Origin of the sequence: Roseospira marina (assembly GCF_014197855.1) — a bacterium.
Taxonomy (GTDB): Bacteria; Pseudomonadota; Alphaproteobacteria; order Rhodospirillales; family Rhodospirillaceae; genus Rhodospira; species Rhodospira marina.
Genome location: NZ_JACIGJ010000007.1, coordinates 165,223 through 179,003, shown reverse-complemented (window position 1 = coordinate 179,003; position 13,781 = coordinate 165,223). Strand labels below are relative to the sequence as shown.

The window sequence follows — 13,781 nt, the reverse complement described above, 5'->3', positions numbered from 1 at the left end:
CGGCGCCGTCACGACGCGCGGCGGCGGGCGTGCGCCAGCAGCGCGGTGACCGCCGCCGGAGTCATGCCGGGCAGCCGCGCGGCCGCGCCCACCGTTGCCGGACGGGCCCGGGCGAGAAGCTGGCGGACCTCCGTCGACAGACTGCCGATGGCGTCCAGATCCAGGTCTGGCGGCAGGCTCAGGTCCTCGTCGCGGCGATAGGCGGCAATGTCCCGCTCCATGCGGGCGAGGTAGCGGTCGTAGCGGGCGGCGACCTCGACCTGTGCGGCGGAGGCCGGGTCGATGGCGGCCAGCTCCGGCCAGAGCGTCACCAGCCGCGCCACGGTCACGTCGGGCTGGGCCAGCAGGTCAAACGCCGTGCGCCGCTGACCGTCCTGGGTGACCGTCCAGCCGGCCCGGCCCAGCTCCGCCGGGGTCATGGACAGGCGGCGGGTCAACGCCTCGGCCTCGGCCCGGCGGGCACGCGCGTCTGCCCAGGCGGCGGCACGCGGGGATCCCACGACGCCGATCGCGACGCCCCGATCGGTCAAGCGCGCATCCGCGTTGTCCGCGCGCAGGCGCAGGCGGTACTCCGCGCGGCTGGTGAACATGCGATACGGCTCGGCGACCCCCCGGGTTACCAGGTCGTCGACCATGACGCCGAGATAGCCCTCGGCCCGGTCCAGGGTGAACGTCGGCGGCGCGGCCGCGCAACCCGGGTCGGCGGCCGTCGTCGCGCCCCCCTGCCCCGCCGTCAGCGCCGCGTTGATCCCGGCCAGCAGGCCCAGCGCCCCGGCCTCCTCATAGCCGGTGGTGCCGTTGATCTGCCCGGCCAGGAACAGCCCCGGCACGTCCGCCACCGCCAGCGTCGGCGTCAGCACGCACGGGTCCACATAGTCGTATTCGATGGCGTAGCCCGGCTGACGGATCACCGCCCGCTCCAGGCCCGGCAGCGTCGCCACCAGCGCCGCCTGGACGTCGGCCGGCAGGCTGGTCGAAATGCCGTTGGGGTAGACTGTGGGATCGTCCAGGCCCTCCGGCTCCAGGAAGATTTGATGGTGATCGCGATCCGCGAAGCGGACCACTTTGTCCTCGATGCTCGGGCAATAGCGGGGCCCAACGCTGTCGATGCGGCCCCCGTACAGGGCGGAGCGGGACAGGTTGGCGCGGATCAGGGCATGGGTCTCGGGCGTCGTGGTGGTGATATGACACGACACCTGGGGCGTGGTGATGCGGTCCGTGAGGGTCGAGAACGGCTCCGGCGGATCGTCGCCCAGCTGCTCCTGGAGCACAGCCCAGTCAATCGTCCGGCCGTCCAGGCGGGGCGGCGTACCGGTCTTCAGGCGGCCCAGGGGCAGCCCCAACCCGGCCAGCGCGCCGGACAAGCCCACGGCCGGAGGGCAGCCCAGGCGCCCCCCTGGCTCCGTCTCATGCCCGCGATGGATCTGGCCGCGCAGAAACGTGCCGGTCGTCAGCACGACGGCGCCGGCCCGCAACACCTGCCCGTCCGCCAGCACGACGCCCGCCACGCGCCGGGCGGCGGGGCCTGTTGCGGTGGGCGCCGGCTCGGTCCACAGATCCGCGACCGCACCCTCGACGATGGTCAGGGTGGGCGTCTCGGCCAACAGGGTCTGGATCGCGAGGCGATACAGCCGCCGGTCCGCTTGGGCCCGGGGCCCCCGCACCGCCGGCCCCTTCGACCGATTCAGCACCCGGAACTGAATGCCGCCGCGATCGATCGCCCGCGCCATCAGGCCGTCCAGCGCATCGATCTCGCGCGCGAGGTGGCCCTTGCCGAGCCCGCCGATCGCCGGGTTGCAGGACATGACACCGATGGCCTGCCGGTCGTGGGTGACCAGAACCGTGCGCGCACCCATACGGGCCGCCGCGGCGGCGGCTTCGGTGCCGGCGTGCCCGCCCCCGACCACCAGCACATCGGCCGTCCGGGCGGCGGCCTCGGCCGAGGACAGCGTACGGTCACGAAGGGGATCGGGATCGGTCATGGCGGCGCCGTGCGGTCGGTTGGGGGATGTGTCGGATGAGGCGGACAGGACCCTGGTTCGGGGCGGCCGTCAACCCCCCTCTCCTCTCGTGTTTCACGTGAAACAGCGCACCGTCGGGACTCCGGCCGCATCCTTGTTTCACGTGAAACAGATCCATCGGCCCCCCACCCCTGTTTCACGTGACACATCCCCAGCCACCTTGGCGGCTCCGTTTCACGTGAAACAGCGTTGGCCGTCCTTACGGCAACAGGACCGTCGAGCCGGTCGTCTTGCGGCCCTCCAGGTCACGCTGCGCCTGGGCGGCCTCCGCCAGCGGATAGGTCTGATTGACCCCGATCTTGACGATCCCCCGGCCCACCACATCGAACAGATCCTCGGCCGCCGCCACCAGTTCGGTACGCGTTGCGGTGTAATCCTGCAGCTTCGGCCGCGTCAGGAACAGCGAGCCCTTCTGGTTCAGGAGCAGCGGCGAGATCTCCGGCACCGGCCCGGACGCATTCCCATACGTCACCATCATGCCCCGCCGGCTCAGGCAATCGAGCGAGCCGTCGAACACATCCTTGCCCACGCCGTCGTAGACCACGGGCACCCCGGCCCCCTTGGTGATCTCCTGGACCCGAGCTACGAAGTCCTCGTCCCGATACAGGATCGTGTGCTCGCAGCCGTGCGCCCGCGCCAGCTCCGCCTTTTCCGGCGAGCCCACCGTGCCGATCACGGTCGCCCCCAGGTGCTTCAGCCACTGGCAGGCGATCAGGCCGACGCCCCCGGCGGCGGCATGGAACAGCACCGTCATGCCCGGCTGCACCGGGAACAGCCGCCGAATCAGATACTGCACCGTCATACCCTGGAGCATCATGGCGGCGGCCGTCTGATCCTCGACCGTCTCTGGCAGCGGCACCAACGTGTCCGCCGCCATCACCCGGGCCTCGCTGTACGCCCCGATCGGGCCGGTGCCGTAGGCCACCCGGTCGCCCACGGACAGGCCCCGGACCCCCTCGCCCACCGCCTCGATCATCCCGGCGGCTTCCAGGCCGATCCCGGACGGCAGCGGCATCGGATACAGGCCACTGCGGTGATAGGTGTCGATGAAGTTCAGGCCGATCGCGGTGTGCCGCACCCGCACCTGCCCCGCGCCGGGATCGCCGATCTCGACCGGCTCATAGCGCAGCACTTCAGGGCCGCCGGTCTCGTGGAAGCGGATGGCGTGTACGGTCGTCATGAATCGGGTTCTCCTCGGACTCAGGGACAGCAACCGCCGGCTACGCCACCAACCGGGCGGCCAGCGTTTCGGCATCGGTCACGGGCGCGGAACACACCGCGCCCCGACAGACATAGGCCGTCGCCCGGCCCGCGACCATGCCCTTTCCGTGGGCCGGGTGCCCCGCTGGCACCGGCGTGTCCGGATCGTGCCGTGCCAGAACGATCCCATCGGCCGGGCTTTCCACCACGGAGCGCACCAGCGCCTGCACATCGGCATCGTCCGAGGCCCCGACCAGCACCACGTGCTGGCCGCGCTCCAGCAGCTCCAGCGCCTCCAGCAGCGTGGCGGTGTGGGGGAACAGCCGGGTGAGCACCCCCGCGAAGGCTCGCACGGTCCCTTCGGCCAAATCCCGATACCGGGCTTCCCCGGTCAGCAAATACAGCCGGGCCAGCGCCACGGCGAGGGTCCCGTTGCCTGACGGCGTCGGGTTGTCGACCGCCGTCTTGCTGCGCACAATCAAATCATCCGCATCGGCGGCGGTGAGGTAGAACCCACCCGCCTCCGCGTCGTGATACAGCGCCACGGCCGTCTCGACCCATGTTTCCGCCCAGGTGCGATAGCGCGCCTCGCCCGTGGCCTCCTCCAGCGTCAGCGCCGCCTGCGTCATATGGGCGTAGTCGTCCAGCACGGCGGCCCGCTTCAGCTTGTCCAACCGCCAGGCATGGCCGAGCCGCGATCGCCCCTCGGCATCCGTCCAGGTCATGGTGTCGGTCACACCCTGGAACGCCTCCGCGGCGCGGGCCACCCAGTCCGGCCGGTCGAACGCCAGCCCCGCGCGCACCAGCGCCGTGATGGTCAGCCCGGTCCAGTCCGCCAGAACCTTATCGTCGCGAGAGGGGTGCACGCGCGTCTCCCGCCGCTGCCACAGCACGGCCCGCGCCGCCGCGAGCCGGGCCTCCACCGCGTCTTCGGTCTCGTCCACCGCCGGCGTCGGTTGCGACCCCGAGCGGTTGAGGATCACCTTGCCCTCCCAGTTGCCGCCGGGCGCCACATCGTAGGCCTGCTTGAACAGCGCGAGCGTCGCGGGATCGTCGCCCAGAACGGCGTCAATCTCGGCCTCGCGCCAAACGTAGAACCGACCCTCCTCGCCCTCGCTGTCCGCATCCAGCGCCGCCGCGAAGGCCCCGTTTGCGGCCCGCATTTCCCGGTCCAGCCACGCCACCGTTTCCTCGACACGAGTGCGGAACAGCGGCGTCCGGTCGGCCGTCCACAGCCGGGTCAGCAGGTCGATGTGCTGGGCGTTGTCGTAGAGCATCTTCTCGAAGTGCGGCGCCAGCCAGCGGTCGTCGGTGGAATAGCGCGCCAGCCCGCCGCCCAGGTGATCCCAGATGCCACCCTGGCACATCCGCTCCAGGGTGCGGCGCACGGCGTCGCCCAGCATCGCCTCCCCCGTCCGGCGATGCGCCCGCCACAGAAAGGCAAAGGCGTAGGCCATGGGGAACTTCGGCGCCCCGCTCAATCCGCCATGGTCCGGGTCGACATGCCCGGCCAGCGACCGCGCCCAACCATCCAGATCGGCCACCGTCGGCACGGGAGCCGACCCACCGTCGGCCCCCACCCGAGCGTTGGCGGCCAGCCCATCGCGCAGGCTGGCGGCGGCGGAGTCTACCCGGCCGTCCCCGGCGTGGAAGATCGCCGCCACCCGGTCCAGAACCTCGGGGAATCCGGGGCGCCCGAACCGCGCCGTCGGCGGAAAGTAGGTGCCACCCGTGAACGGCGTCCCGTCCGGCGTCAGGAACATGGTCATCGGCCAGCCGCCCTGCTCCCCCATCAGGCCCAGGGCCGCCATGTACAGGGCATCGACGTCCGGGCGCTCCTCCCGGTCCACCTTGATGTTGACGAACATCGCGTTCATGCGCGCCGCGATCTCGGGATGTTCGAAACTCTCGTGCGCCATGACGTGGCACCAGTGGCAGGCCGCGTAGCCGATCGACAGCAGCACCGGCACGTTGCGGGCGCGCGCCTCCGCGAAGGCCTCGTCCCCCCAGGGCCACCAGTGCACCGGGTTGTCCTTGTGCTGCAAAAGATAAGGACTCGTTTCCGTTCCCAGACGATTGTGACTCATGTCGATCCGACCTCGCAGGCTGCGACGGTCCCCGTGCTCCATCGCCCGGACGCCAGGTTCCGCCCCAAAAGGAAAGCGTGAGCGGTCTTTGACTCCCGCCCCGTGTTGGCTAAGGTTGGGTGATGGCCGGATGGATACAACCGCTCCGCCCGCCGGACCCAGGATCCGCCTCACGGAGTCGTTCGCATGAGGCGTAAGGGAGGCGTTTGCCCATGAAGCTGCATATCGACGTGGATTGCACCCCGGAGGAGGCCCGGACCTTTCTCGGCCTGCCCGACGTCCAGCCAATGCAAAGTGCCTTGATGACCCAGCTTCAGGATCGACTGGAAGCCAATCTCGCGGCCACCGACCCTGAGGTGTTGTTCAAGACCTGGCTGCCGCATCAGATCGGCAATCTGGAGCAGTTGCAAAAATTCTTCTGGCAGCAGTTCGCCCAGGCCGCCAGCCGGGCCACCGGAGGCCCCGGCTCCGGGAGCGCGGGCGGCGATCGCAGCTGAGAGAGCGGCGCCCAAGGACCGGCACGGCACCGGCCCGTCACTGGCCCGGGGGCGATCCGGCAGTGATCAGACGGTGCGGCGTCCGCCGATCAGGAATTCGACATTGCCCTCGGGGCCCGTGATCGGGCTCTCGGTGACCCCGAGCACGGTCCACCCCGGGCGTTCCGTCAGCCATGCGGCGATCGTGTCGCAGACCTCGGCGTGCAAGGCGGGATCGCGCACCACACCGCCCTTCCCCACCCGCTCCTTACCGACCTCGAACTGCGGCTTGATGAGCGCGACCAGCGCCCCGCCGTCCCGCACCCGATCCAGCGCCGCCGGCAGTACGGTGCGCAGGCCGATGAAACTGGCATCGCAGACCACCAGATCGACCGGCTCCGGAATCTGTTCAGCCGTCAGATGGCGCGCGTTGGTCCGTTCCAGCACCACGACGCGGTCGTCGGTGCGCAGTTTGTGGGCGAGCTGGCCATAGCCGACATCGACGGCGTACACCCGCGCCGCGCCCCGGCTCAGCAGCACGTCGGTGAACCCGCCGGTCGAGGCCCCGACGTCGAGGCCGATACAGCCGGTCGGGTCCAGCCCGAACGCATCGAGCCCGGCGACCAGTTTCAGGCCGCCGCGCGAGACCCAGGGGTGATCCTGCCCCTTCAGGGTCAACGGCATGTCGGGGCGCACCCGCTGCCCCGGCTTGTCCAGACGTCGCGTCTCCGTGAACACCAGCCCGGCCATCACCAGGGCCTGAGCCCGGGTGCGGCTGTCCACCAGCCCGCGGTCGACGAGAAGCTGATCCAGACGCGGCCGGTCTGCCTTTGCCGAACCCTCAGCCATGCTCGTCGCGGGTCCAGATCGGATTTTTAAGGGTCGCGATAAACGCCGCGTGCGCCGCGCGCTCGGCCTCCGTCTCGCTGTGCGGGCGCGGCTCCCGGTATGGCCGATCGGTGCGGATCAACGGGCGGGCGGAGCGGTCCTCATCCGACCCGCTGCCGTCGCCCTCGCCAGCCAGATGAAGCCCGGGTTCGCGACCGCCGATCAGCTCCAGATACACCTCGGCCAGCAGTTCACTGTCGAGGAGTGCGCCATGCAGCGTTCGATGCGCATTCTCGATCCCGAACCGCCGGCACAACGCATCCAGCGACGCGGGCGCGCCCGGATATTTGCGCCGCGCCATCTGCACGGTGTCGATAGCCCGGTCCATGGCCAACGGCGGATACCCGGCGCGGGACAGTTCGGCGTTTAGGAACGCCATGTCGAAGGCCGCGTTGTGGATCACCAGCGGGGCGTCGCCGAAGAACGCCAGCATGCGCTCGGCCTCGTCCTCGAACCGGGGCTTGTCGGCCAGGAAGGCCTCGGTCAGACCATGAACCCGCTCGGCCTCCGCCGGCATGTCGCGGTCCGGGTTCAGATAGACATGGAAGGTCTGACCCGTCGGCATGTGATTGATCAGTTCCAGGGCCCCGATCTCGACAACCCGATCACCCTCCTCCGGCTTGAAGCCGGTGGTTTCGGTGTCGAGTACGATTTCGCGCGTCATCGTTCCGCCTCCCCGTGGCACCGCGTCCGCTTCGACCGCAGATCCCGCACCAGCGCCCGCACCTGGCGGTAGGCCGGGGCCAGACCCAACCCGGTGTTCACCACCACATCGGCACGGCGGCGCTTCTCCGGCTCCCGCATCTGCTTGGCCCGCACCTGGTCCAGCCGCTCCCGCGTCATACCCGCCCGGCCGAGGACCCTTTGGGCCTGAAGAAACGCCGGCGCGGTGACCAGAAGCACACAATCGCAGCGCCGTTCGCCGCCGGTCTCGAACAGCAGCGGCACGTCCAGCACGACCAGCCGCCGTCGCGCCAGCGCCTGACGCCGCAAAAAGGCGTGCTCGGCCGCCCGCACGCGCGGGTGCAGGATCGTCTCCAGGCGGCGCAACGCAGCGTTATCGCCGAACACTCGCGCCCCCAAGGCGGCGCGATCCACGCGGCCGTCGCGCACCACGCCCGGAAACGCGGCCGCAATGGCCGGCACAGCGGCGCCGCCCCGCCCCATCAAGGCATGCACGGTCGCATCCGCGTCATGGCACGGCACGTTCAGCCGCCGCATCATGCGCGCTGCGGTGCTCTTGCCCATGCCGATGGAGCCCGTCAGACCGAGGATCGTCATCCGGCGGCCTCCCAAACGGGGCCCTCCTCGGTCACCGCGCCGGCAAGCGGCTGTCCGTGCCCGACATCGCATGCCCCATCTCCTTAGGCCGGGCTGCCGTCCAGAACGAAGCGCCGCAGCGCGTCGGTCACCTCCGGCATCATGCCAAACCACGCCTCGAATCCCGGCCGGCCCTGGTGCAACAGCATACCAAGGCCATCGACCACCGGATTGCCGCGCGCCCGCGCTTCGGCCAGCAGCGCCGTTTCCAATGGGGCATAGACCAGATCGGTTACCAGAGCGCCGGACGCCAAGGGGGTCAGATCAACCGAAAGCGGCGGCTGCCCCTCCATACCGAGCGAGGTTGTGTTGACCAGCAGGCCCGCCTCACCCAACACCGCCTCGGTTGTGTCCATAGACCCGCATTGGATGGGACCACCCAGGTCGGCGGCAATCGCTTCGGCTCGCTCGACGGTTCGGTTGAGCAGGTGCACGACCGGCGCACCGGCGTCCAGCAACGCCGCGCACACGGCGCGCGCCGCGCCCCCCGCCCCCAGAACCACGGCGGGCCCATCCGTCGGGGACCATGTCGGCACTTTTTGGTAAATATTCTCGAGGAAGCCGAATCCATCCGTGTTGTCGCCATGCAGCGCCCCATCACGGACGATCAGGGTGTTGACCGCACCAATCCGTCGCGCCCGCTCGCTCACCGTCGCGCAGGCGCGAAACGCCGTTTCCTTGTGCGGCACCGTGACGTTGGCCCCGACGAACCCCAACGCAGGCAGCGCCTGGAACGCCAACTCCGCCGTCTCGGGCGCCACCGGCAGAGGCACGTAGGCGCCATCGATGCTATACTGGTTCAGCCAATACCCATGCAATCTTGGCGAGCGCGAATGACCCACCGGCCACCCAATAACTCCCGCCACGCGCCCCGCTCCGCTCGGCACCATCATGGCCCCGGCCTCCGGAAGCGGCGCATTATCGTTCGCTCCGCTCATGTCCCCACCACACCGTGTGTCCGCAACAGCGCCAGAACCGCCACCATCGGCAATCCCAGGATCGTGAAATAGTCGCCGTCTATGATTGAAAAGAGCTGGAGGCCCACACCCTCGATCTGATACGCGCCCACACTGCTGAGCACGCCGTCCCCCACCGTCGCGATATAGGTGTCGAGAAAACGGTCGGATAGGGGACGTAGGGTCAGGGCCGCGCTATCGACCACCTGCCCGCCGTCCGCCCCGTCCCGCATCAGGACGGCGGCGCTAATCAAGCGATGCGTGGTGCCCGACAAGCGGCGCAGCTGCGCGCGCGCGGCCGCCCGGTCGGCCGGTTTTTCCAGCCAGGCGCCGTCCTCGGTCTCCAGAATCTGGTCGGCGCCCAGCACCAGGGCGCCCGCATGACGGACGCTGACCACGCGCGCCTTGGCTATCGCCAACGCCATCGCGGCCGCTTCACCCGAGCGGCCCTCGCGCCTCACATCCGCCCGGATCGCCGCCTCGTCCACCTCCGGCGGATCGATCGCCGCGATCGGCACCCCGGCCCGCTCCAACAGAGCGCGCCGCGTGGCACTGCCCGACGCGAGAATCAACGGCGCGGGCGGCGCTGTCCCATCCGCCCGGTTCCTGGGATCCGTGTCCGTCACTCCGCCCGCCCGCGCGCCTGTTCGATTCGCTGCATGATGGCGGCCGCCACCTCCTCAATGGATTTGCGCGTGACATCAATCACCGGCCACCCGCGCTGGGCGAACAGACGGCGTGCCCGCGCGACCTCCGCGCGCACCAATTCCTCGTTGGCGTAGTCGCTGTCGATCGGCTCGTGCATCACGCGCAGCCGATTGCGGCGCAGATCGGACAGACTTTTCGGCTCTCGTGTCAAACCGACCACCAGCGGGACATGCCCCGGCAGATCAAGCACCACCTGCGGCACCGGAATGTCCGGCACCAAGGGAATGTTGACGGCCTTATATCCCTTGTTCGCCAGATACATACAGGTCGGCGTCTTGGACGTGCGCGACACCCCGAGCACGATCACATCCGCGTCCCGAAGCCCCTCCAGAAGCTGCCCGTCATCGTGCGCCAGCGTGTAGTGGATGGCATCGATCCGGCGGAAATAGGCGTCGTCCATGGTGTGTTGGCGCCCGGGATCGGTGCGGAACTCGACCTGGAAATACTGCTTCAGCGTTTCCATGACCGGATCAAGCACGGAGACGCACGGCACATTCAGCTCGCGGCAGGCCTCCTCCAGCACCGCCCGCACCTCCGGATCGATCAACGTGAACAGGACAACACCCGGATTGGCCTCGATCCCCTCGATCAGCCGACGGATCTGACCGGGCGTTCGCACCAGCCACCACAGATGCTGCTTCACGCGCGGAACCGCGTCGAATTGCACGAGACACGCGCGCACGGCGCTGCTGACTGTCTCGCCGGTGGCGTCCGAAACGAGATGAAGATGATGCTCGGTCACGATGGGACCTAACTCTCGGTGGGCAAGACCCGTGATGGCACCCGCCTTGCGCACGGGTCTTTATCCCCCGGCGTGCGGATATCTCTGTGCATGACTCGGTGGACGACTCAGACCGCTCCGGGGACAACCCGCCCGTTCGCCACACACCGTGTTTTTTACCCCGGTTTACCGGTCCGGTCACCCCTCCCCTGTCCCCATGGGGATGGATGGGCATCCGATCCTCGAACAACGGGGATGACACGTCCGCCACCCCGATTCATCCCCAGAATTCACGGCTTCCACAGTCGCCCGGGGATTCCAAAGAGTCTCGGGACACGACTCCGGATCCGCTGCCGGAGTCGTCCCCAAAATTATCCACAGGCTTCGCGGGCGCTCAACCCGACCCCGCTCGGATGGGGATGAGCGTGGGGATGAATGGGGATCCCCAGGTTTCAGGGGGACCCACAACAGCACCATCTCTTTTCTTTAAAGAATGATCTGTTTAGAAGGGGACCCGGCATGGCTTGGCTTCGAACCGGGCCGGCCTTCGCGTGCGGCTCGCATGTCGCGCTCTTTTCGCCCATTCGTCGTTATGCCGGAGTCTCGACCGTGTCCCAGCCCCGTCCTGCGCCGTCCACCAAACCTTTCTTGCGTGCCCTGGGTGGAGAAGCGGTCTGGCCGCCGCCGGTGTGGCTGATGCGGCAGGCCGGGCGGTATCTGCCCGAGTACCGCGCCACCCGGGCCGATGCCGGCGGGTTCCTGGATCTCTGCTACACGCCGGATTTCGCGGTGGAGGTCACCCTTCAGCCGCTGCGCCGCTATGGGTTCGACGCCGCGATTCTGTTTTCGGACATCCTGGTGGTGCCGCACGCGCTTGGGCAGGACGTTGCCTTCAAGCAAGGCGAGGGTCCGGTGCTCGATGCCCTGAAAGATGAGGCTGATCTCGCCCGTCTCGACACGGGCCGGGTCCTCGACCACATGCGGCCGGTGCTGGAGACGGTGAGTGGTCTCGCCAAGGCGATTCCGGAGACGACGGCGTTGATCGGGTTCGCCGGCGCGCCTTGGACCGTCGCCACCTACATGATCGAGGGTGGTGGCTCGAAGGACTTTGCCACCACCAAGGCCTGGGCCTACGGCCGTCCGGATCTGTTCGGCCGCCTGATCGATACGCTGGTGACCGCGACCGGCGACTATCTGATCGCGCAGATCGATGCCGGCGCCGAGGCGATCCAGATCTTCGATACCTGGGCCGGAGCCCTGCCCGAAGCCGATTTCATGCGCTGGGTGGTCGAGCCGATTGGCCGCATCGTCCGGCGTATTCAGACCGAACGGCCGGGCATTCCCGTAATTGGCTTCCCACGCGGGGCCGGAATCTTGTATCCGACGTTCGTGCGCGAGACCGGTGTGACCGGCGTCAGCCTCGACACAAGCGTGCCCTGTGCTTGGGCGGCGGAGGCGGTGCAGCCGCTGGCCGTGACTCAGGGCAACCTCGATCCGATCCATCTCGTGTCCGGCGGGGATGCGCAGGACGTTGCGACCGACCATATCCTGAACACGCTGTGCGGCACGCGGCCGCATATCTTCAACCTCGGCCACGGCATCGTGCCGCAGACGCCGCCCGAAAACGTGGCCCGTCTGATGGAGCGGATCCGCGGCGCGGCGCGGCCCGACGCGGTCTAAATCGGTTCGCGACCCGTAAACCGGATCCCACGACCCGGAGTCCACGACCCGGGATCTACGACAAGGAGCCGATGCAACACCCCCCGTCCGGTGGAGGGGCGTGGCGCGGATGAGGTGATGAGCCGACTGGCGGTTGTACTGTTCAATTTGGGTGGGCCGGATAGCCTCGACGCGGTCAAGCCCTTCCTGTTCAATCTGTTCAACGACCCGGCGATCATCGGAGCGCCGGGACCGTTGCGGTGGCTGCTCGCGCGGTTGATTTCCAGCCGGCGCGCGCCCATCGCGCGGGCGATCTACGCCCAGATTGGAGGGCGCTCACCGCTGGTCGAGCAGACCCAGGCACAGGCGGATGCGCTGCAGGCCGCCTTGACGGAACGCGATCTCGGGACCGAGATCGGCGTGTTTATGGCGATGCGGTATTGGCATCCCCTGACGCGGGAAACGGTGGACCGCGTCAAGGCGTTCCGGCCGGACACGGTGGTGCTGCTGCCGCTGTATCCGCAGTACTCCGGATCCACCAGCGGCTCGTCGCTGAACACGTGGGTGAAGACGGCGGCCCGGCGCGGCCTGAAGGCCGAAACGCACACCATCTGCTGCTATCCCACCGAACACGGGTTCGTGACGGCGCTGGCGGAATTGACCCGCGCCGGCTTCATTGAGGGCAGCGATCATGGGCGGCCGCGCGTTCTGTTTTCGGCCCACGGCCTGCCCAAGGTCAGTGTCGAGCGTGGGGATCCCTACCAGAGCCAGGTGGAGATGACGGCGGCCGCCATCGTGGACGCCATGGGGCTGCCGAATCTCGATTGGGTGGTGTGCTACCAAAGCCGCGTGGGGCCGTTGGAATGGCTCGGCCCCGACACCGATTCGGAGATCGAGCGGGCCGGTCATGACGGCGTGCCGGTGGTCGTGGTTCCCCTCGCGTTCGTGTCGGAACACTCCGAAACGCTGGTCGAACTGGATATCGAATACGGCGAGTTGGCCGAGCATCGGGGTGTGCCAGCCTATGTGCGGGTTCCGACGGTCCAGGCGCACGGCGCGTTCATCCGGGGCCTGGCCGATCTGGTGGAACAGTCGGTGCGGCCGACGGAGGGCGACGGGTGCCTGATCGAGGCGGGTCCCGCGCAAGGCCGGTTGTGTTCGCAGGTGGGGGCGCGGGTGTGCGACGGGAAATGGTCGAAGTGTCCGCATGTCGCGCCGTCGGCCGACAAGACGTAGGATCCTGAACCCAGACGACGAACGACAGAGAGGGAAGGGCTCGGCGGATGGAATTCCTTGACTTTATGACCCTGTTTAATCTGTGGGACTATTACCTATGGATAAAGTCGCTCCACGTCATTAGCATTATTACGTGGATGGCCGGCTTGTTCTACCTGCCGCGTCTGTACGTCTATCACGCGATGGAAGAGCCGGGCACGGCGACATCGGAGCGGTTCAAGGTCATGGAGCGCCGGCTGCTCAAGGCCATCATGAACCCGTCGCTGATTATCGCCGTCATCACCGGCCTGCTGATGTGGGGTCAGTTCCTGACTCAGGGCTGGCTGCACGTGAAGTTGCTGATGGTGGTCGGCCTGCTGGCCGCCCACGGTCTGTACGCGCGCTGGCGCAAGGACTTCGCAGCCGACCAGAACAAGCATTCGCACCGGTTCTACCGGGTGTGGAACGAAGTTCCGACGCTGCTGATGCTCATCATCGTGCCGATGGTTATTATCAAACCGTTTTGATCG

General features: G+C 68.3%; 13 protein-coding genes. 4 read left to right on the top strand and 9 right to left on the bottom strand.

Annotated features, from left to right (window positions below; genetic code table 11):
- Positions 1 to 8: 8 nt before the first annotated feature.
- The 3 genes from mnmG to GGD82_RS11320 form a co-directional block, all read right to left on the bottom strand.
- Positions 9 to 1,982 carry a tRNA uridine-5-carboxymethylaminomethyl(34) synthesis enzyme MnmG gene (gene mnmG / locus GGD82_RS11330; RefSeq protein ID WP_150061770.1) on the bottom strand — a complete coding sequence of 658 codons (1,974 nt, stop codon included), beginning with the start codon at positions 1,980 to 1,982 and terminating at the stop codon, positions 9 to 11.
- Between the two features lie 238 nt (positions 1,983 to 2,220).
- Positions 2,221 to 3,201: a quinone oxidoreductase family protein gene (locus GGD82_RS11325; protein ID WP_150061769.1), complete on the bottom strand. Its 981-nt coding sequence runs from the start codon at positions 3,199 to 3,201 to the stop codon at positions 2,221 to 2,223.
- Positions 3,202 to 3,241: 40 nt separating this feature from the next.
- On the bottom strand, positions 3,242 to 5,308 hold the full coding sequence (locus tag GGD82_RS11320; RefSeq protein ID WP_150061768.1) for a thioredoxin domain-containing protein: 2,067 nt from the start codon (positions 5,306 to 5,308) through the stop codon (positions 3,242 to 3,244).
- Positions 5,309 to 5,520: 212 nt separating this feature from the next.
- Between GGD82_RS11320 and GGD82_RS11315 the strand changes: the two genes are divergently transcribed.
- Entirely contained in the window at positions 5,521 to 5,805 is a 285-nt protein-coding gene (locus GGD82_RS11315) for a DUF6489 family protein (protein WP_150061767.1), read from the top strand.
- Positions 5,806 to 5,871: 66 nt separating this feature from the next.
- Here the strand turns inward: GGD82_RS11315 and GGD82_RS11310 are convergent, their stop codons facing one another.
- The 6 genes from GGD82_RS11310 to GGD82_RS11285 form a co-directional block, all read right to left on the bottom strand.
- On the bottom strand, positions 5,872 to 6,633 hold the full coding sequence (locus GGD82_RS11310; protein ID WP_150061766.1) for a TlyA family RNA methyltransferase: 762 nt from the start codon (positions 6,631 to 6,633) through the stop codon (positions 5,872 to 5,874).
- Positions 6,626 to 7,336, bottom strand: coding sequence for a DNA polymerase III subunit epsilon (gene dnaQ / locus GGD82_RS11305; RefSeq protein ID WP_150061765.1), 711 nt, complete (start codon positions 7,334 to 7,336; stop codon positions 6,626 to 6,628). The genes GGD82_RS11310 and dnaQ overlap by 8 nt, the downstream gene beginning before the upstream one ends.
- Positions 7,333 to 7,953 carry a dephospho-CoA kinase gene (gene coaE, locus GGD82_RS11300; RefSeq protein WP_150061764.1) on the bottom strand — a complete coding sequence of 207 codons (621 nt, stop codon included), beginning with the start codon at positions 7,951 to 7,953 and terminating at the stop codon, positions 7,333 to 7,335. The genes dnaQ and coaE overlap by 4 nt, the downstream gene beginning before the upstream one ends.
- Positions 7,954 to 8,036: 83 nt before the next feature.
- Positions 8,037 to 8,879, bottom strand: coding sequence for a shikimate dehydrogenase (locus GGD82_RS11295; protein WP_170284232.1), 843 nt, complete (start codon positions 8,877 to 8,879; stop codon positions 8,037 to 8,039).
- 47 nt (positions 8,880 to 8,926) lie between these two features.
- A complete protein-coding gene (locus GGD82_RS11290) occupies positions 8,927 to 9,574 on the bottom strand; it encodes a Maf family protein (protein ID WP_150061763.1) in 648 nt (215 codons plus the stop codon).
- The gene (locus tag GGD82_RS11285) at positions 9,571 to 10,398 is read right to left on the bottom strand and encodes a pyruvate, water dikinase regulatory protein (protein ID WP_150061849.1); all 828 of its coding nucleotides are present in this window, start codon (positions 10,396 to 10,398) and stop codon (positions 9,571 to 9,573) included. Before GGD82_RS11285 ends, GGD82_RS11290 begins: the two co-directional genes overlap by 4 nt.
- 588 nt (positions 10,399 to 10,986) lie before the next feature.
- On the opposite strand from GGD82_RS11285, the gene hemE reads away from it, so the two are divergent.
- From hemE to hemJ, 3 genes are all read left to right on the top strand, one after another.
- On the top strand, positions 10,987 to 12,057 hold the full coding sequence (gene hemE, locus GGD82_RS11280) for a uroporphyrinogen decarboxylase (protein ID WP_281292728.1): 1,071 nt from the start codon (positions 10,987 to 10,989) through the stop codon (positions 12,055 to 12,057).
- A 117-nt stretch (positions 12,058 to 12,174) separates the two neighbouring features.
- Positions 12,175 to 13,272, top strand: a complete 1,098-nt coding sequence (gene hemH, locus GGD82_RS11275; protein ID WP_150061761.1) for a ferrochelatase — start codon at positions 12,175 to 12,177, stop codon at positions 13,270 to 13,272.
- Positions 13,273 to 13,319: 47 nt separating this feature from the next.
- Positions 13,320 to 13,778, top strand: coding sequence for a protoporphyrinogen oxidase HemJ (gene hemJ, locus GGD82_RS11270; RefSeq protein WP_260178388.1), 459 nt, complete (start codon positions 13,320 to 13,322; stop codon positions 13,776 to 13,778).
- The last annotated feature ends 3 nt before the right edge of the window (positions 13,779 to 13,781 follow it).